This is a genomic window from Nostoc spongiaeforme FACHB-130, from assembly GCF_014698475.1.
GTDB classification, from domain to species: domain Bacteria; phylum Cyanobacteriota; class Cyanobacteriia; order Cyanobacteriales; family Nostocaceae; genus Nostoc_B; species Nostoc_B spongiaeforme.
This window is the reverse complement of record NZ_JACJTB010000062.1, coordinates 14,001-33,766: the sequence shown is the minus strand read 5'-3', so window position 1 is coordinate 33,766 and position 19,766 is coordinate 14,001. Positions and strand designations below refer to the sequence as shown.

Annotated in this window: 11 protein-coding genes; 10 read left to right on the top strand and 1 reads right to left on the bottom strand. The window is 39.2% G+C overall.

Going from position 1 to position 19,766, the window contains the following annotated elements; genetic code table 11:
* Window positions 1-106: 106 nt before the first annotated feature.
* The 7 genes from H6G74_RS28185 (at window position 107) to H6G74_RS28155 (ending at window position 7,547) form a co-directional block, all read left to right on the top strand.
* Window positions 107-370, top strand: coding sequence for a hypothetical protein (locus tag H6G74_RS28185; protein ID WP_190970882.1), 264 nt, complete (start codon window positions 107-109; stop codon window positions 368-370).
* A gap of 138 nt (window positions 371-508) precedes the next feature.
* On the top strand, window positions 509-1,357 hold the full coding sequence (locus tag H6G74_RS28180) for an ATP-binding protein (protein ID WP_313888523.1): 849 nt from the start codon (window positions 509-511) through the stop codon (window positions 1,355-1,357).
* Between the two features lie 78 nt (window positions 1,358-1,435).
* Window positions 1,436-2,029: a hypothetical protein gene (locus H6G74_RS28175; protein WP_190970880.1), complete on the top strand. Its 594-nt coding sequence runs from the start codon at window positions 1,436-1,438 to the stop codon at window positions 2,027-2,029.
* A 121-nt stretch (window positions 2,030-2,150) separates the two neighbouring features.
* Window positions 2,151-3,284 carry a hypothetical protein gene (locus H6G74_RS28170; protein WP_199341152.1) on the top strand — a complete coding sequence of 378 codons (1,134 nt, stop codon included), beginning with the start codon at window positions 2,151-2,153 and terminating at the stop codon, window positions 3,282-3,284.
* A complete protein-coding gene (locus H6G74_RS28165) occupies window positions 3,285-5,543 on the top strand; it encodes a ThiF family adenylyltransferase (protein ID WP_190970879.1) in 2,259 nt (752 codons plus the stop codon).
* A 200-nt stretch (window positions 5,544-5,743) separates the two neighbouring features.
* Window positions 5,744-6,532: a hypothetical protein gene (locus H6G74_RS28160; protein ID WP_190970878.1), complete on the top strand. Its 789-nt coding sequence runs from the start codon at window positions 5,744-5,746 to the stop codon at window positions 6,530-6,532.
* A gap of 100 nt (window positions 6,533-6,632) precedes the next feature.
* Entirely contained in the window at window positions 6,633-7,547 is a 915-nt protein-coding gene (locus tag H6G74_RS28155; RefSeq protein ID WP_242051372.1) for a S1/P1 nuclease, read from the top strand.
* Window positions 7,548-7,936: 389 nt separating this feature from the next.
* Here the strand turns inward: H6G74_RS28155 and H6G74_RS28150 are convergent, their stop codons facing one another.
* Window positions 7,937-9,112, bottom strand: a complete 1,176-nt coding sequence (locus H6G74_RS28150) for a helix-turn-helix transcriptional regulator (RefSeq protein ID WP_190970876.1) — start codon at window positions 9,110-9,112, stop codon at window positions 7,937-7,939.
* Between the two features lie 403 nt (window positions 9,113-9,515).
* On the opposite strand from H6G74_RS28150, the gene H6G74_RS28145 reads away from it, so the two are divergent.
* From H6G74_RS28145 to H6G74_RS28135, 3 genes are read left to right on the top strand one after another with little or no spacing between them, the layout of a single operon-like run.
* Window positions 9,516-12,419, top strand: a complete 2,904-nt coding sequence (locus tag H6G74_RS28145; protein WP_190970875.1) for a chromosome partitioning protein ParA — start codon at window positions 9,516-9,518, stop codon at window positions 12,417-12,419.
* Between the two features lie 4 nt (window positions 12,420-12,423).
* Window positions 12,424-13,347 carry a hypothetical protein gene (locus H6G74_RS28140; RefSeq protein WP_190970874.1) on the top strand — a complete coding sequence of 308 codons (924 nt, stop codon included), beginning with the start codon at window positions 12,424-12,426 and terminating at the stop codon, window positions 13,345-13,347.
* The gene (locus H6G74_RS28135; RefSeq protein WP_190970873.1) at window positions 13,344-19,712 is read left to right on the top strand and encodes a DEAD/DEAH box helicase; all 6,369 of its coding nucleotides are present in this window, start codon (window positions 13,344-13,346) and stop codon (window positions 19,710-19,712) included. Before H6G74_RS28140 ends, H6G74_RS28135 begins: the two co-directional genes overlap by 4 nt.
* Window positions 19,713-19,766: the final 54 nt, after the last annotated feature.

The window sequence follows — 19,766 nt, the reverse complement described above, 5'->3', positions numbered from 1 at the left end:
ATCATGTAATTCCTCAGCTGACTCTTCTATTTTTACTTTGGTGACTCCTGCCATAAACTTCTGCTCATATTTCTGACTTAATTATCTTTATCACTTTTTAAGTGAAATGGTATCAGCAAGAGGTAGACGAGCGATTGGGGAAATTCGTCGCCTGAAAGCAGAGGGCGAATCTTTTGGGCAGGAATCTAAGCCAAATTATTATTCGCTCACGCAAGAACCGATTGTGACAGTACTGGGTGCGGAAGGTGGGTTTGAAGCTAGTTTAGTTGCCCCAAAGTTGAGTAAGCAGTGGTGGGAAAAGTCAGTCTGGTGCGATTATTTGAGTATCCCCAAAATTATCTCTGGGGAACAATTCATCTGTCATAGGTAGGTTCGCTCTAAGAAAGCGATTAAAAAAGCTTCTCAGTTGCACCCGAGCATTCTGGTTATTTCTAAATATAAACATTTTTACGTAAAAACCCATATTGTTTAGTAATTATTATTTTTAGAGGTAGTTACCTTGCAACCTGTGACTATAACTGTTCCTGATGTTCTTGGGGCAGATGCACGAACTATTGAGGCTTTCTACAACCGTATTCAGGAAACTACGCCTGCTCAAGCATACGAAATTGATATGAGCCAAGTGAGTTTTATCCGTCCTTACGGTCTCTTAGCTTTAGTAATTGCCGGACGTCATTTGAGGCAGGTTTCGGGTAATAAAATATTGCTGAACCGTATGCAGCTAAAAGTTCATCAGTATTTGGAACGGATGGCTCTCTTTGAGATAGAGAACAACTGGTTTGACGTGGACAGTCCATTACAAGAGCGGTGGAACCGAGATCCAAAAACAGCCAATCTTTTGGAATTGACTTTAGTTTCTACTATTGAAGATGTCAATGCTGTAGTTTCCCGCGCTGAGAACATTTACAGCAAATGGCTATCAATCTCACACATAAACAACTTGATAAATGTACTGTCTGAGTTATGCACGAATGTTTTTGAGCATAGTGGAGACAGATATGGCTGTGTTCTAATCCAGAAAGTTGAAATTCAGGGACAAGTCGTCGTTCGACTAGCTGTGGGGGATCTTGGTTGTGGCATTCCTGGAAGTTTAATTAACCACTGTAAAAGTAGTGACATTAACGATACACTCGGCTACTTAATCGAAGTCATGCATGGAAAAACAACCAGGTCAACAGGGCGTGGAGGTCTTGGATTACGCCAAGTAGAACGTATTGCTGGTATGACTGGAGGCAATTTATGGCTACGCTCTCATGATGCCGCTATTACAAGCTTTGGTTCAGGAAAAATACAAGGATGTGCAAATTTAGCTTTTATTCCCGGTACTCAAATTGCAGTAGAACTGTATTCAACTTGACAAGAAGGTAAGGAGTAGTTAGCATTTAGATATGCGTTCACTGGAACTTAGTGAACGGTCACTTATCAAAGGTGAAGTTTGGAAAGGAAAGGAGTAATTAAGGTTTTAGACGTTGCTGATCTGTTCAAGGACTTAGAATTCTCAGGCCGATTTTTTTTAACACGGCAGAAAGGAAACCAAGCTTTTGAGCGGCTAAAGCATTATGTTCAACAACAACCAGAAGGTAGTGCCATCCTTTTATCTTTTCCTGAGAATCAATTGATAGACGTTTCGTTTTTAGATGAAACGATTATTCGACTACAGGAAGATATGAGTCAAGGGCAGTGTCCTAGCAGCGCTCTTCTACTTCAAGGATTGACACCGGATACAATTGCCAACTTAGGAGCAGCTATTGAGTTTCGACATCTCAAGCTAGCTTTTCTCGCAATTGAACCCAACGGACAGTGGGAGTGTGTTGGGCAACTAGAGTTAAGTTTACGAGAAACGCTCAATTTGCTCTCAATACATGGCAGTTTGACTGCACCTAAACTTTCAGAACTGCTCAAATTAGCTGTCAACTCAGCGAGCAATCGCCTCAAACGTCTCTATGACCTTCACCTTGCTCGACGAGACTATGAGGTAACAAATAAGGGGTTGCAATACACTTACTACTTCTGGAAATGGACAGAGTAACAGCCTGTGTAGTGCGGGTAAATGTTGTTCAAAACTGCTGCTGTTCAATAAAAACAGTACACCAGAAGTACTAATAAGTTTTGAACTTGCAAATTAAAACTCAATCTCATTAATTCAGCCAATGCACAAAGTCATCTTTTACCCAGTACAAAATGGCGACACAAGCCAAATCATTCTGAGCAATGGTAAACGCCTATTGTTTGATTACCGTCACCTAAAAATTGGCGAGTACGAGGATGAACCCGCTATTGACCTCAAAAATCATCTAACAATTGAACTAGCAAATGCAAAGCTAGATTATTACGATGTCTTGGCTCTCACCCACGGGGATAATGATCACATTTCAAACAGTACTGAATTCTTTGAATTACGGCACGCTGCCAAATACCAAGGCAACGGACGAATCAAAATAAATGAGTTATGGGTTCCAGCAGCTATATTACTCGATACCAACACAATTGGGCAACGGGGAGCAGAATTTGTCATTTGGCGACGAGAGGCACAACATCGCCTTCTCGAAGGCAAGGGTATCCGTGTTTTTTCTAAGCCAGAAATGCTCAAAAGTTGGCTTGCGGAAAAAGGGCTGACACTTGAGTCGCGTCGGCACCTTATCACCGATGCTGGGCAAACGGTTCCCGGTTTTTCACTTGCGAGTGACGGAGTTGAGTTCTTTTGCCATTCCCCATTTATTAAACACGTTGATGAGGGTGACGACTTACGCAATGATGCATCACTTATTTTCCAAGTTCGCTTTGAAGTTGCAGGTGTCCAAACTAACTATCTGGCTGTAGGAGACTCAACCTGCGACGTACTAGAAGACATTGTACGCACCACTAAATGGCATAACAACGAAGATCGACTGAAATGGAATCTGTTCAACATTCCTCATCATTGTAGCCATCATGCGCTTAATTCAGAAAAAGGAGATACGGAGACAATTCCTGTTCCTTTAGTGGAAGAACTTCTTCTGTATGGCCAGCGAGAAGCTTATCTGGTCAGTTCAAGTAAACCGATAAACAATAATAGAGAAGCCTATGAACAGAAACAACCACCTCATATTCAGGCCAAAAATTGCTACAAAAGGTATTTGGATCGGATTGGTGGACGAAGATTTATAGTGACTATGGAGGAGCCAAACCTTCAAAAACCCCAACCTTTAGAATTCCAAATTACTAGGGGAGGAGTAAATTTGAATCCTTCTACAAGCTATGGAGTTAATATCATTGTGTCTTCTCCAGCACCGAGGGCAGGTTAGATGTCAAATGAATACATCGACTTTGGTGAGCCTATTGCCCAGATATCCGAAGCTACTTTGACAATCCCAATTTCACACCGTGTGTTTAGATCTTGTTCTACACACAAATTCTTTGAGCTTATAGAGTTAAGATGCATTGTTCGAGAAGGGCAACGAATTGCAGAAATGCTTGTTGTTGATTGCACTAATGATGGTGTTCCAACTAAAAATGAAATTGGTATCCTCTATCGAGAGCGAATTGGGTTAATCTTCTATTCTGAAGAGGCCAAAATGCCTGAAGTGCGAGCGTTACGACAAAATTTTCCTGCAACGCCACACCAGAACCATGTAAATAAGGGCGAACCTGCTTCACTGTGTCTGTATTTTGAACCGTGGGAAGTAATTGAGCGTTCCTGGACTCCTCAAAGCCATTTAAATCGAGTACTTTGGTGGCTTGCCGAAACTGCTAAAGGTACACTGCACCATGAAGACCAGCCCGTTGAACAGTTTTACTTCCGCAGCCCTTTTGAAATTATTTTGCCACCGGATTTTGATGAAAAAATCCAACAAAATGACCTTTTTCTAACCGTAAAACGAGTAGAAGATAGAGTTCTTTTGGGATACTTTTTGCAGACCTCTCAAGAAAAAAATGTCCAACTAGGGTTAACATGCATAGTTCTTGCCCTTCAGCCAGTAACTCACGGTGCTGTTGAACACTTTCCATATGATTTAGGAACTCTTGACGGACAATTTGCAGCACGGGGAGCAACTCTGTTTAATCTACTTTGTGCGGAGATCGAGCGCATCGTGGGCTGGGAAGGAGTTTCTAAAATAGCTGAAAGTCAGACACTCCTCATCCTTCAAATACCCATTCAACGAAATGACAGCACTAATGTAGAGCGGAGCGAGTATAAAGCCTTTTACATCAATGTTAATCTTGGGCAATTGGGTGAAGTATGTGGCGTATTAACTGATGGCAGGGATGGTAAATATTACAAAATACCTTCATTAGTTGAGATTGCAAGTTCGTTTGATGATTGGCGCTCTATTGATATTGGGCCGATCGAAGTTACATTCTCTTTAACTAATGCAGCTGCACGACAGGCTTCGGGCATTACTACAGATACTGCTGAATTTTCTGGTGTGCTTGCAGGTGTTGGGGCATTAGGTAGTGTTCTTGCAGATATATGGTATCGGCAGGCATGGGGAACATGGACATTTGTTGACCCTGATTACATCAAACCGCACAATTTAGCCCGACACACTACTAAATATTTTCAGGTTGGTCAGTTCAAAGCAAATGCTGTCAAACAGATGGTGGAAGAAATCTATTTTCATGGTTATGCAAAGGCTTTCGCCATTGTTGACAGTGTAACTAACTGGTCAAATGTTCAGTTAAAAACATCTGTTGAAACGGCAGATATAGTGATCGATGCAACAACGACACTCGCAGTACCGCGCGAATTGGCGATCGCTCAACTCAAACGGGCCGCATCAGTTTTTCTAACTCCATCCGGATATGGATCTGTCTTACTTCTTGAAGATTCAAAACGTGATATCCGAATAGACGGACTGGAAGCTCAATACTACGGAGCGATCTTAAATAATGCTTGGGGTGAGCAACATCTCAACGGACATAAAGGACACCTCTGGGTTGGCGCAGGATGCCGCGACGTGTCAACAGTAATACCAACGGATTTACTTCAGCTTCACGCCGCAACCCTTGCAAGACAAGTTAGGCTCACACGAGAGCAATCTGATGCTGCGATTTTAATATGGCACGTTGAGCCACAATTAGGAATTATAAGCGCTGACACAGTATCCGTTGCAGTTCCTTTAACTACTTTAGTTGATAACTGGAAAATAGTCTGGAACGTTAACTTGCAGGAAAAGGTTAAGCAGTTTCGTTCCGTAAATCTTCCGAATGAGACTGGTGGTGTTTTGCTTGGCTACATAGATCAAAAGTTGCAGTCCATTTTTGTTGTCGATATTCTCCCTGCTCCTCCAGACAGTCTAGCTGATTCAAGCGGATTTACACGTGGTATTCAGAAACTTAAGGAGCAGATCCAGTCCGCACAGACACGCACAGCTAATATTGTGTCTTACATTGGTGAGTGGCATTCGCATCCACCAGGAATTTCAACCAAACCAAGCAGTCACGACATCAGACTTTTGAACTATCTTGTGGAGACCCTCAAGCATGAAGGGGTTCCAGCTGTCATGCTTATTGTTGGTGAAAACCAAGAAACATGGTCAATAGGAAAAGAGTATAATCGCTGAACAATTCAAATGAAATATGCTAGTTTCTTTTGCATTTATTGATTCAACTTTGCTTTTTATAGGAGCGTACCAAATCAAATAGTAACAGCGTTAACATCTCAGCATTTTAGTAGAAATAAAGGTTTATTACTGAAAATGAATTAGATTTGGACAATAAATACATTTTGGTTTAAACATTAAAATAATGTAGGAACGAATATATGCTAATAGACTTTATAGAAAAAAATTTTGATGATTATAACCGCAAAGCTCGGTTAACACCTGCATTGTTTGCGGGAATGCCGATCGCGCTAATTGCTCTTACATTGTTTCCAGACAAAGTTTGGTCTTGGGGAGGGGTAATTAGTTTACTGGCTTGGTTCGGGGTGCTAAGGTTATTAGCACAACTTGCTCGCGATATGGGTAAAGCTAAAGAAGATGAATTGTATACTGCTTGGGGTGGTAAGCCTACAACGTGTTTATTACGGCATCGCAATGCTCAAAACAAAGTAGAGTTAGCTCGTTGGCATAGTAAACTGCATGATTTAACAGGTCAACCTCTGCCAAGCCAAAGCGAAGAATTAGCAGATCCGCATCTAGCAGATCAAGCTTATGATACCTGTGTTCGGTTCCTAATTGCTAAGACGCGCGACCACAGCAAATTCTCCTTGCTCTATGAAGAAAATTGCAATTACGGTTTTCGACGAAATCTATTAGGAGTAAGACCCCTCGGAATAATTACTTCATCCTTCGGTGCGCTTTTTCTTGGAACCCAGTGTGCCTTTAGCATTGGATTATTTGGCATTTTTACAGAATGGCAAGCGGGTAGGCCAATTCTAATACAGAAAAGCTTGCATTTCTCTAATTGTCCTCCTATGACACTCGTTTACCTGTCAATAGATCTAATTTTACTTATTGCTTGGCTGTTATGGATAAATTCTAGTTGGGTAAAGAGTGCAGCTGATGTATACGCTGCTAGGTTATTTGAATCTTGTGAGAATTTACCTTAGTCGTAGAAAATATTGACCCCAAACTATACTCTATCCGTACTTTCTATAAAACAATACCATGCATAGGTTAAATTTTTGGCTTAGACTAACTTTAGTTACGATGCTGTCGGCAATGGTTTTGTGTCAGCAACCAGCTTTTGCATGGAATAAGGCTGGACATATGGTTTCAGGAGCGATCGCTTACAGTGAACTCAAGCAAAGCAATCAGCAGACGATTGATAGAATTGTTGCCATTTTGAGAGAACATCCTGAATTTTCTAAATTTCAAAAGCAGTGGAATTCTCTAAAGAAATCTAATATTCATTCTGAAAATAAAAACTTGTACTTTTTTATGTGGGCTGCACGATGGCCTGATGATGCTCGCGATAATCAAAAATTCAATCACCAGACGTGGCACTACATCAATTTTCCTTACGAGCCTGGTAGCTCTTCAAATTCAATTCCAACTGAGGAGCCAGGTGAAGAAAATATTCTCTATGCTTTTAAAAAAAATATTACTATTGTTCAAAGTAATGCAAGTAACAGTGAAAAAGCAGTTGCAATATGTTGGCTATTTCATCTAGTAGGAGATGTGCATCAGCCATTACATACTACTAAATTAATAACGAGTCAGTATCCTGAAGGTGATAGTGGTGGAAACCTTTTCTACATTCGAGTCAATCAAGACAGCCAAACAATAAGTTTGCACAAGTTTTGGGATGGACTGATTCTTGGATCAGAAAATTTTCAGACAGTTCGTAACACAGCAATAAGGCTAAGAAACACTTATCAACGTCGTAAAATACTAGAATTAGCGGAAACTCAATTTGATAACTGGGCAAAAGTAGAAAGTTTTAATCTGGCTAAACAACAAGCGTATCTAAATGGAAGACTGTCTGGCAGCCTTGATAGAAATGATGGAAAGCTTTTACCACTAAATTATGTTGCTAATAGCAAACCAATTGCAGAACGTCGGATGAGTCTGGCGGGCTATCGTTTAGCTGATTTGCTTAATAAGTTATTCGCAGAGCGTTAAACCTGATTCAAACTATTAGAAAACACCCCTGGCGATTTATTGAAAGTGTGATGAAGGAAGCTGCCTAAGCGCGATCGCACCTGCTGCTTAGTGTTGCTGGCTCTTCAATACCCGTAAAATCAAACTTATTTGACTGAAGGGGTGAAAAAGGATCAGAGAAATGGATTCCAATGAAGACTAGTTTTCCCAGTCAGAAGTCGAATTTGATTCAAATGCTGATAAGCCTAGCAAGCAAGTGCGAGATTGTAGAGATTTGTAGTGAGTTGCGGCATTAAAAGTTCAAGGTTCTTAATGCCTGATTTATCTTTAAACCCAGAGCATGAATATTAGTTCGTGCTAACCAAGCATTTAATCAATTACGGCTAGAAAAGAAAGGAGATGCCAATAGTTTAAAGATAACGAGCGAGCAATTCCTGAGCAACTTGCTTGTGTTTTTCTACCAATTCCTTTGGTGTAAGGAATTGAGCGCTACCCATAAAGCGATAAACCCAACGGCTAAATTCCGCCAGCGATCGCGGTGGAAGTTTGAGACTGTAATCAAGATAGCTTGGTTTTCCATCTGGAGTTTTGGCTCCAAAAGAAATTTTCTGGCTTTTATGGCGTTTTTCGCCTTCTTGGATAAACACCATAACATCAGGGAAGAAGCGCACGGTTACGTTAATAAAATCTAATTTGCCCTGTCGCTCTAAACTTTGTTCTTCTTGTTTACCTAAATATAATCCCCAGCCATTCTCCAGTAGTTCATGTGCGACTTGGAGGCTTTGCCATTGTTCTGTTAAATTCCGTTCTTTAGAGCCAAGCAACTTAAAGTGTTCGGTAAACCTATCCAACCTTGAAGTAGCTAAATGTCCACTCTGGCAATCTTCATGCAATAGATACCAAGCTACATCTGAGTAGATAAGTTGTAAAGGATAGATATTTAAAAACTCAGTAATACCTTGTTGATAAGCATTGCGACTGCGATAAATTTCTATTGCCTGGCCCCGAATGATAGCGATTTCTAGCTGTTCTAGTTTCTCAAAAAGGGTGCCACGATACTTACTGTCAGCCATCATTTCTTCCGGGTCGGTGTAAATAATAGCTCTATTGATTTGCGCTCGCACTGGATACACAATTTCATCCGCTAAGTTCAGCCCCCGCAATCTTCGCATCAATATCTGGTAGATCTTATTAACTTGCGGATCTTGTTGATACTTTGCTTGCGAACTCAAGGCATTGAACGCAACCTGTAGTTCCATCAAACTCATTGCACCAGTTCCCAGGTAATAACCCCAACGATATATGCGGCTGTCTAGGATGTTGTAGCGACGCAATGTCCGCAAATCTTTTCGCAGCGTGTGTAGCGAATAAGTCGGTAAATCAATACTGCAATCACGAGCAACTTCTTGCAAGCGCAATAATACCTCAGCAAGTGCATCGTGAGAATCTCCAGATTTTGGTTCAATTGAATCATTTAAATCACTACTACCTACTCCGGGATAACGCACAAAAGTTGCAATTAGTAGCATCAACCGTTCAAAGGCCTGGAGGTCAGTGTATGGATGAGTAACAGGCTTCTTGGGCATTTTAATTTGTCAAGTAAAAGAAAATATTCAAGCACTACTGAGATTAATCTCTCAAAGCCTTACAGGTATTGTTGTTTAGAGTAATTTTAACTAATTAAATCAATACTCGCATTTATTGGAATCTCTGAAATGTCTTTTGCTACTATGCACTTTAGATACGATAAGTCAAACAACTCAAGTTACCTTATCCAAATGAAAACAGCACTAGATCGAATCTCTAAAATGCTTTTAAGTACAAATCTGAATTTTATAGTAAAAATAGTTACTTAAAAATATTTTTAGGGAACATTAACTATAGAGATATTTTTTTGTCAAGGCAGCAAACGAACTTTGTTAGTTGTCTAGTTAGTCAAATTTAAGTATCTAACTCAATAATTTTGCCAGGTTAGTTATCTACCAAACAATGACTACTTTTAATTTCTCTCAACCAAGACATACTCAACAGCTTTGGCAGAAAATTTCATCATATTGGTCTCATTCCAATCGTCCCAAAGGGCAGCGATTTTTGGGTAGCGTTCAGATTAGCCAAAAAGCCACGGAGGAAGTTCTAGATATTGTAGGCTACAACTTGAGAAATCTAGATACAGTTACTCATCATAAGTTGCATAAAAGATTTGATGAACCTGAACAAAATTGGCTAAAAATTATAACTTTTGCTCTATCAGAGTATGCCTACTATTATTCAAGTGTTGAAGAAAAGTTTTGGTATGGTTTTTGTCAAAAATTAAATATTTTATGTAATCAAAGTCTAGAAAATACACTACGTCAGCTTGTAGGTGAAGGATTTGACCTACTGGGTATTGTCCAAGCTAAAGGAGGATATCGTTACGTATCAACCTTATGGTTACAGAGTGGTATCCCTCAGCAAAATCTCACTCATTTTTCTCAGTTAGTTCAGGAATTCTCAAATGAGTATGGATGGTGGGAAATTGCTCATAGTTCATGTGAAGATATTTCCGAAGAACTATTATATTTTTGTCAGAAAAAGCATCCTCAATGGGGTACTCTGATTAATTTTCTCAAAGCTAGTTGCCCACAGAAGGAAGACGAGGAATTTGAGCCAATTGCCGGGAAGTTACTTCAAGGTATTGCTATTGTTGCTGTTGAACTTGAACGTCAAGGAACATTACCTGAAGCACTGCAAGATCACAATGAGCGCGAAAAACTTTTGGGAAGCTATTACTTACCAAATAATTTTTTCTTGAGGGATTGGAACAGTCTGATTCAAGTTTTAACTCCTAAACAACGTCGTTTTGGTAATAGCCGTAAAATAATTAGCCGTCGCCAAAAGCCTTTATCTTTAGTTTTAGATACTGCTGACTCCTTAAATATACAACTAGTGCTGCCAGAGCAAAACCTTTGGAAGAAAGGGTGGGATAACTTGGGTGGAACTTTCTGCCAGATTCCAGAAGCGACTTGGGAAGGTACTATACCCTCAAAGCCAGGACTAATTATTCCCGAACAAGTTGTAGACATCAGGAATGTGGCTGAACTATGGAAGTGGCAACTGTTAGATCACCGTAGCAAAAGCCTAACTGAATGGAGACTTGAGGGAGTAGCCAGCAATTTTCCCTGTTTAATATTTGATGCTTGGACAGGCGATCGCATTAATTTAGACTCTGCTAATCCTAGCATTAGGGGAACCAAAGAGATTATTTTATTTGCCCCTAAAGGTGTCATTCTAGACTTTGGTAATGGTATTGAAATCCTAGATAGTTGTGTACCATCTAGTATCAGAGGCTGGCAGGGTCAACAGCTGACACTTATCACGAAAGAATCATCAATTGCTTTCATAGTAAATTCTAATGAAGAGATTACTACATTTCGATCAATTAGCTGGAAACCTTCTTCTGACGAACAGCCAAGCTTAAGAGGACTGAAGCTGAAGGGTAAAAAATCAGTTTATCTAGAAATTCCCATTTTCTGGTATCCGCCCATTGAAGGAGAGATATTCTTAAATATTTCTATTGAAAATATCATCCATCAAAAAACACTTATTACTACAACTGAAATAGTACAGCCAAGCGATAGGTGGCAGGCAATTCCACTTGATAAATGGATTACTGTACCAGGTAAATATGAAGCCCGCTTTTGGAATCAATCTCATCGATGGTCATATAAATTTGAAATTCAATCAAACTATCAAATAACTGGCAAACCAGAGATTAAGAATTTAAAGATTAGTTTGGTAAATCAATCTCCAATAGCTCAATTACCAATTTTATGTGATTCTGCTGATAAGTTCTGGGCAAAAGAAATTCAAATAGAAGGGCTTTTACCTCTAGAATCTATCAGTTTATATTTATACGATAAACAGGAAACTATATTTTCTCAATGTCAAGCAGATTCACTAGGTTTTTTATGCATAAACCTAGCATCTTTCTATAATTTATTATCTCCTAGCTCTAATTGGTATGCTTTAGATTTCCAGAGGTTAGGTGAGGAACCGCAACGTTTAATAAAAACGGAAATTTCTCCCCTTGTAATTAGCTGTACTTGGGCGAATCAAGCAGTTCACCTATCTGGTTTATTATCTGGCGAAGTTTATTCCCTATCATGCTGGAATTTACTTTTACCTGAAAAAAAACCAGTAGAAATTAAAATTTCACCAGTTTCGTTAAATGAAGATAAAATTACTGTTCTCTTAGCATTGCCACCTGGAATTTATCACATTCAGCTAATAAGTTCACGTAAACTACGACACAACCTTGGTTGGTGGTGTCGTAGCAATCAAAATGATTTACCTGATGAAACTTTAGAAAATGAAGATTTGGCAGATTACTGCTACACCATTCTGGATAATGAATCTGTTAATGATTTTATAAAATCTGCCAATAAATATGATTATGACCCCTATTTATTGCAAACAGCTATTGATAGCCTAAAAAGTTTACCATTTTATCTTCCAGAATGGTTACAGATTAATTCTCTTAGAGAGAAACTCCAAGCTCTTGTTGAAAATATAAAAATCGAGTTAAAAAGTCAGGCAAGTACGCAAGAAGTAACAATATCAAAATTAGCGAATACTGGCAATGTAGCAGCAACTCAAGAAAATTGGTTATTAATCAGGTTAAGAAATCCTAAAAAACGTAATTTTGTTTATAAACAAGTAGAAATAATGATGACTAAGAATCATCAAATAAAAGCCAATTTAAGTATTTATATTCCTCAACTATTTATTTTCAGCGACATTTTGTTACTGGAATATAAAAATATAAAAGATATTAAGATTTATCTACCTCAAGAATATATTAAAGAAATGGAATATGTAACCTACAATGATGCTCAAAAAATCTTAAAGAATTAAAATTATGTTAAATGAAAAAATTACTCGACTACTCAGTAATCATCGTCATTCCGGTAATCGAACAATCCCACAGCCTTTAACAAAGCATCAGATTATTTCGCTTTTAGTTTCAAGTCTTTCTCCTAACGAATCTCAAGAAAACCTAACAGATACAATTCAAGATACCCTAAATGAATTGCAAGCAGAAGGGGAAGTGCTAGCAGGAAGACGCAACCATTACTGTATGGCTCCTCCGATGGTTTTGGCTCAAAATAAAGAAGATTTGAGAAATTTGTTATTTCGGGGCGATCGCGCTTATTTGACTCTGGCTCATCAAGTCCTAGAAAGTCAAAAAAACCCTCAAAATCCCTTACTATTGCGCCCTAAAAGTAATCATTTTCATAGAATTAAAGACCGCCTAAGTCAAGCTGGTATTCGGTTGCTGACTATTTCAGATAGTATTGAAAATTTATCAATACCAAGAAGACCCTTGAAATCGGAGTTGCGTTCAACTTGGACGGAAGACCCTTTTTCTATTAAAAATTGGCAAAATGAAAGGTACATTCAGCGATACGTACCCTGTAATGAAGCGCAGAAAGAACGTTGGCGCAATCCGAGTCGCGAGAGTATCAAAAACGAAGATATATTGCGCTTGCCCACAGGTGAATATCTCTGGTTTGAAGACCAAAATTTTTATGAATTAGAGCCAGATTTAGCTATTTTAGCTATGTTTTACCAGGACAAACAAATGGGATGTCCTTTAAAAATTATTTGGGATGAACCTCCAGGAAAGTTAAATTTGCAAGGTGTCTATCTTCCCAGTAACTATGCACGGTGGTTATGGCATATTTCTGAGTCTGGAGAAGAATACAGAACTCGAAATTTTCAATCAAGAAACTGGCCACTTGTCAAAGAAGCATTTAAACGTTTAGGAGCTAAATTAGTATGACTAAATATCTAGATCCAATCGCAGCAGTTGAACAACCCCGTGCAGATTTTATTCGCTATTTACTTACAGCTTACCCCCTACGCGATCCCCATCTCCGCTACGGTTTTAAGCAATTATTAGAGCAACCTGGAAACCTTTGGCAACATCCTTACCTCGAAGGTTCCCAGCCATATAAATCAAGTCTTAGTATCAATGATTTGGTCGAACAAGGGGTTTTACACCCTGATATGGCAACACTATTTATACCTAGTAATCGCCGTTTGTACGAACATCAAGAAAAAGCGATCCGCGCAGTTGTGGAACAACAGGAAAATATAGTCGTTGCAACTGGTACAGGTTCGGGAAAAACTGAGTGTTTTCTGACACCCATGCTCGATATGCTGCTGAAAGAAGGAGATAATTTATCGCTTGCTGGAGTCCGGGTGCTAATTTTATACCCGATGAACGCTCTGGTAAATGACCAAGTTAAACGTCTGCGGCAATTATTATGTCGCCAAAAGACGACAACCAAAACTAAATTTGGATTCTACACCAGTCGCACCGAAAAAGACAGAGGTAAAGCAATAGAGTCATTAAGAGAAGAATTCGCCGCTTACGATCCAGAGGAACTGCGGCAATTATTTACCTCGGCTGAAATAGAATCTATAAAACATGAGGAATTAATTGATAAAGCTATTGAGAAAACTAGCCGAGTACAATTACTCTCAAGAGAAGAAATGTGGGAAGCACCACCCCATATTTTAATCACCAACTACTCCATGCTGGAGCATATGTTAATTCGACCCAAGGAGCGAGAAAAAATTTTTGAGGCTTCAGTAAATACTTTCAAAATGTTAGTAGTAGATGAAGCTCACACCTATGATGGTGCTAAGGGTAGCGAAGTTTCTATGCTGTTGGAGCGTTTTAAAGCTTCTATAGGTGTGGAAGAAAAAGGTAAAATTCGCTGTATTGCTACTAGTGCCAGCTTAGGAAATGCTTTGGTTGATGATAAAGTTCTTGCATTTGCAAGAGAGTTTTTTGGTGAAACTTTTAGTCAAGTAATTCGCGGTCAGCGTCTCAATGCCAAAGACCGATTAGGCAACCATTATACCCTACCTGCTGCACTTATTAATGAAGAAATTCTACAATATTTAAGTATTATCGAATTACCACAACCAGGTTCTCCTATTAGTTCTTGGTTTGACCCACTGAGCGCTATCGTCCCCGAACAACAACTAAAAATAGCTGAATCGCAAGCTGATAATGATATTCACAAATTCCTCTGGTTTGCTCTCAAGGGACATCCCTTAATACATCGACTGATTAATATACTTTGCCGCGAACCTAAACCTTGGGAAGAAATAGTTCGATCTCCAGAATTATGGGGTGTCAATCTGCCAATTAAATTAGATGGTAGCGTTGATGATACAGATGCAGAAGTTGCGTTAGCTCATTTGCTGCAAATAGGTACTCTCGCTCGTCAAAATCCAGATGATTTACCTTTACTTCCTGTGAGATTGCATCTTTTATTTCGCAGTTTAGAGGGACTTTATGCCTGCATTAATCCCAAATGTTCGGGAGCAGCGCACGACCCGCTTTATTCAGAGCGTGAAGCACGGTATGGGCAACTTTATTTGAATGAGAAAAAAACCTGTGAATGCTGTGGCTCCCCTGTACTAGAATTGGGTAGTTGTTCTCAATGCGGTCAGGGTTATGTATTTACTCAACGCCAAGATTCGGGGGAACTAGAATCTTTACCCAGATCAATTCAAGGATTAAAGGATAATACCAAGATTTACACTTTGACTTCTGGTAATTTAGACAGTGTAACAGAAGAAGAGGAAATGGGTGAAGATGAAGAGGAACAAGAATCAACAATTATAAAAAGTTTTAAATTTGAACTTCATAAACATGGCTGGATTGGTAAACTTCCAGATGAAGCGTTTACAAACAAAGTAACAGCACAAAATGAACTCACCTTAGCATGGCATCGCCAAAAAAATGATAAAGATGAAGGTGGTTGTTATTTAAACAGATGTGCTGCTTGTGGTGCTGGAACTGGGCGCACTACTTTAGCAATCAATCGATTTGTGACTTATACAGATGGTCCATTAGAGGCGATGCTGGATAGTCTCTTTGAACTATTACCCGAAACAGAAAAGACTGATAAAAACTCTTCAAAGCGGAAATTACTTACCTTTTCCGATGGTCGTCAAGATGCAGCATTTTTCGCTTCAGACTATCAACGTACCCATACCGAAATGCTGTACCGCCAGATGCTTTGGCAAGCATTTCATCAGGTAAAAAACGCTGAAGGTATTACATCTGTTAATCAAGTAATTAACCAACTGAAAGCAAGATTTTTAGAATTTTATATTCCTCATCCTGACCGAAAATCTGATGCAAATTATAAAAGTTACCGTCCTAACGATCCAGAGGAAGAACCTAAAGATAGAAAAAATAAAATAGATGCAGAAGATTTAGCTCAAAAACGAGCTAAGGAAATATTACTTAGAGAATTTGCTCTCGTTTTGAACCGTCGTTCAACTTTAGAAGCCTTTGCATTACTAGCTTGCCATATCGATTTAGATGAACGATTGATTGAACTGGTTGCGGGTCATTTTGGAATCACAAACGATGAAGCAAGGATTTTTTTAACAGTCCTTACAGATATTATTCGTCGTGCAGGGATTGTCAGCATTGAAAATTCATCTTATTATTTCCCAGAAACTGGAGGGGATAGCCGTCGTCCCGAAATGGTAGATGCTCAGGGTAAATCCAAGAACTATTTATTTTTGAAGGATAAATTAGACGATGAAATCAAGAAATTTAAAGATTCAATTTCATTTATGCCCTGGAAAAATGGGAAATTAAGAAAGCCATTCAATCGGCTAGGTTGGTATTTATCACAAATATTTGGTGAAGAAAATATTCCCAGCAAAGAGGATTTTTTATGGCTCTCCCGTCAGCTTCAAGATTTTGGCTTACTTGTTACAGCCAAAAAGGAATATCAACTTAACTGGGGACAGTTAAATATTATTGAAACGCAGCAAGATTGGTATAAATGTAATTGCTGCCAGCAGGTTTTTCATGTTCCAGGTTTATTAAAAATCACGAAGGCGACACTTAACGTCCAAAAATGTTCAGCTTATAAGTGTAAAGGTACTCTTGAACCTTACACACCAGAAAAAATTGAACAAACTGCTGCCGAACATTACCAGCAATATTTAATTAAAAAACGCTCACCTTTACCACTGCGATCGCAAGAACATACAGCACAGCTAGGTGTTGCAGAACTAGAAAAACGCGAAAATCGTTTTCGCCAAGGTCGCATTAATATGCTCAGTTGTTCGACAACCTTAGAAATGGGTGTAGATATTGGTGAGTTGCAAGCGGTGGTTCTTCGCAATTTCCCTCCCCATGTTAGCAACTACCAGCAACGAGCCGGACGCGCTGGACGACGCACAGATGGTGTAGCTATTACTTTAATGTATGGGCAACGTCGTCCCCACGACCGCTTTTATTTTGAGCAACCAAAAGAGTTAATTGCTGGTAGCAATCAAATCCCCAAGCTTGATTCTGGTAACTTCCAAATACAGCAGCGTCACATTCACGCTGAGTTACTAGCTGCATTTTTACGAAAAAACTGGAATCTCAGTGCAGAAGAAATAAAAATAGCAGAGTTTTTGGATTTACCACTAGAAAATCCTGCTTCCTCTGAAAATTTCACTCCTCCTGCTGAAGCCAAGATTTGTAAGTTACAACAATGGTTAAATAGCAATGCAGCAGCAGACCTAGCCACGCAGTGGCTAACTCGGTTAGGTAGCTCTGAAAGTCAAGCTGCTATAGTGCTGAGAGGCTTTGAAGATGGGATTGAAGATTTTCAACAGCAGCAACTTCAAGATTGGAATAGTTTAGCGGAAGATATGCTTGAACTACGAAACCGCATGATCGACCCATCTGAAACAAAAAATTTAGAGAAAATAGCTAGACTTATTGCTGGGACAAAGCGCGAACTTGATAAAGTTGGCTCTCGTCGCTTACATGACGAACTAGCCCAAGCCAGTATCCTACCAATTTATGGTTTTCCTATTGACGTAGTTCGTCTTTTGACCGGGGAAAGCAATGAGTATAATTCAGCACAAGGAAAACATCGACTAGAACGCGATCGCCGACTTGCTCTTGGTGAATATGCTCCAGACCAAGAAATAATAGTAGATGACCGAATGTACAAAAGTGTTGGCATTCTCAAACCAACAGAATTAGAACAAAAGTTCTATTGGGTTTGCCAAAATTGCAATCATTTTTTAGATGCTAATACGGGAGATGAACCAGTAGAATCTTGTCCCGTTTGCGGTGATGAGCCATCCTTACCTGCGGCTAAAAAAATGAAACTTTACAAAGTTCCCAAAGCATTTACAACTGATTGGGAAAAACTTCCAGAAGTCACCCCATACATTAAACCGCAGCGTCAACCAGTATCTCAGATTTTTTTAATAAATGATGGAGATTTATCAGAAACCTTACCTCCACAATTGGGTTTGTATACTCTTACTGTTAGCAAAGGTGGAAATTTCTTTTTAGCTAATCAAGGTTCCTATGGTAAAGACAAAGGGTTTGATAGAAAAGGATTTGCAATTTGTAGTACCTGTGGACGCGATTTGAGCGATTTATTACCCAAAGGAGAAACGAAAAAAAGCCGAGGTAAAAAAGGAGCCAATAAAAACTCTGCAACTAGTCAACAATCATCACAAATTCCTCATACTCATCCCAGAACTGGAAAACCATGTTCTGGCCGCTATACATTGATGCATTTGGGACATGAATTTTGTAGCGATTTGCTAAAAATTGTCTTTGATTCCAAAACCGAACCTACACCCCTGTTCGGCGAAGATGGAGAACGCGAAGATGATGGCGAAATTTTTACCAATACAAAAAATCGCAACCGAGGTTTAGAATTTTGGCGTTCTCTCACCTATGCATTGTTAGCAGCAGCAGCCCAAGTAATTGACGTACCGCGTACAGAATTAGATGGACTGTTTACGCCTCGTTCGGACAAACGCGCTAACATTATTATTTATGACAATGTGCCTGGAGGGGCAGGATACAGCCGTCGCATTGCCGAACGCTTTGATGAAGTTTTAAAGACAGCATTAAAAATAGTTTCATCATGCAACTGTGCAACTAGTTGTTATGACTGTTTGCAAACTTACTCAAACCAGCCATTTCACAACCAATTTAATCGTCATTTAGTAGCAGATTTTCTTAGACCGATAGTTGAGCAGGTCAGTCCGGATGAAGAATTACAAAAATTTGCTCCCAACTCCAACAAAATAAGTTTGTCTCTCATAGCAGATAACTTACCAGCAATTTGCCGAGCGGCTGCACCAGATACTTTAATTTATTTACCCAAACTAATTGATGAGTTTGGTTTAAATAAAGGTTCAAATTTGCCTTGGTTAAATCTGCTTACAGATGCAGTTTATTCTATGAGACTGATTAATAAGCCACTTGAATTAATAGTAAACCATTTGCCAGACCCCAATGCACTTTCAGATCCTTCTTTAGATCAACGAAATCACCTTAAGGTTTGGAGAAAACGCTTACAACAGTTGATAGACCAAGGTTTAGTACAACTTTACCAAGCTTGTGCTGAACATTTCCCTGAAAATTTACATAAGGATGTCCCAACTCTCTGTTTCAATAGCGACCAAAGTAACCGTATTGCTCTGTCATTGCAGCAATCTCCAAATAATAAACCACAGGTATGGTTTCAAACCCGAAGCAAAGAAGGCGTTGAAACAGTTGTTAGTCGGTTAGAAACATTACGTCAACAAGCAAGACTTGTCCAAGCATCTGAGTTAGAAGACCTAAACACTACCGTAATCTTCTTAAACCCCTATGAGAAGGAATGGCGCGGCGACTTCAGCATATCAGAACTTAGAAATAAACTGAGATTAGAGGCTGCTTTATCTGGAAGCAAGGTGACGAAAGTTGTGTATCGCGATCGCTATCTGAGAGAAGAAGGAGCTTCCATTTTAATTGAATTATTAAATTGGGGTGGATTTGATACTCACTCTCATGTAGAAATTCTCACAGCCGAAGATAAGGATGTTAAGAATGCTTTTACCCTAGAGAAAGAGCTTAAAAAAATATTTGTTCAACTCCAACCGAATGAAAATAATTTGTCGGTTCGAGTTAAACGCTCAGTTGACTTCAAACAATGGAGTTACCTTATTCCTCATGGTCGTGTTCTGGAAATCTACCGACAAGACGGACTACATTATCAGGTGATTTTTGATATCGGGATGACCTTTTTAGCAAGAGAATGCGGAAAATACCGTGTTAAATTTACTACTTATGTAGTAGTTGAGAAAACCATTTAAGATTTGCTCTCAAGAGACACATTGCGTTGAGTCAGAAATGAGGATGAGTTCTAA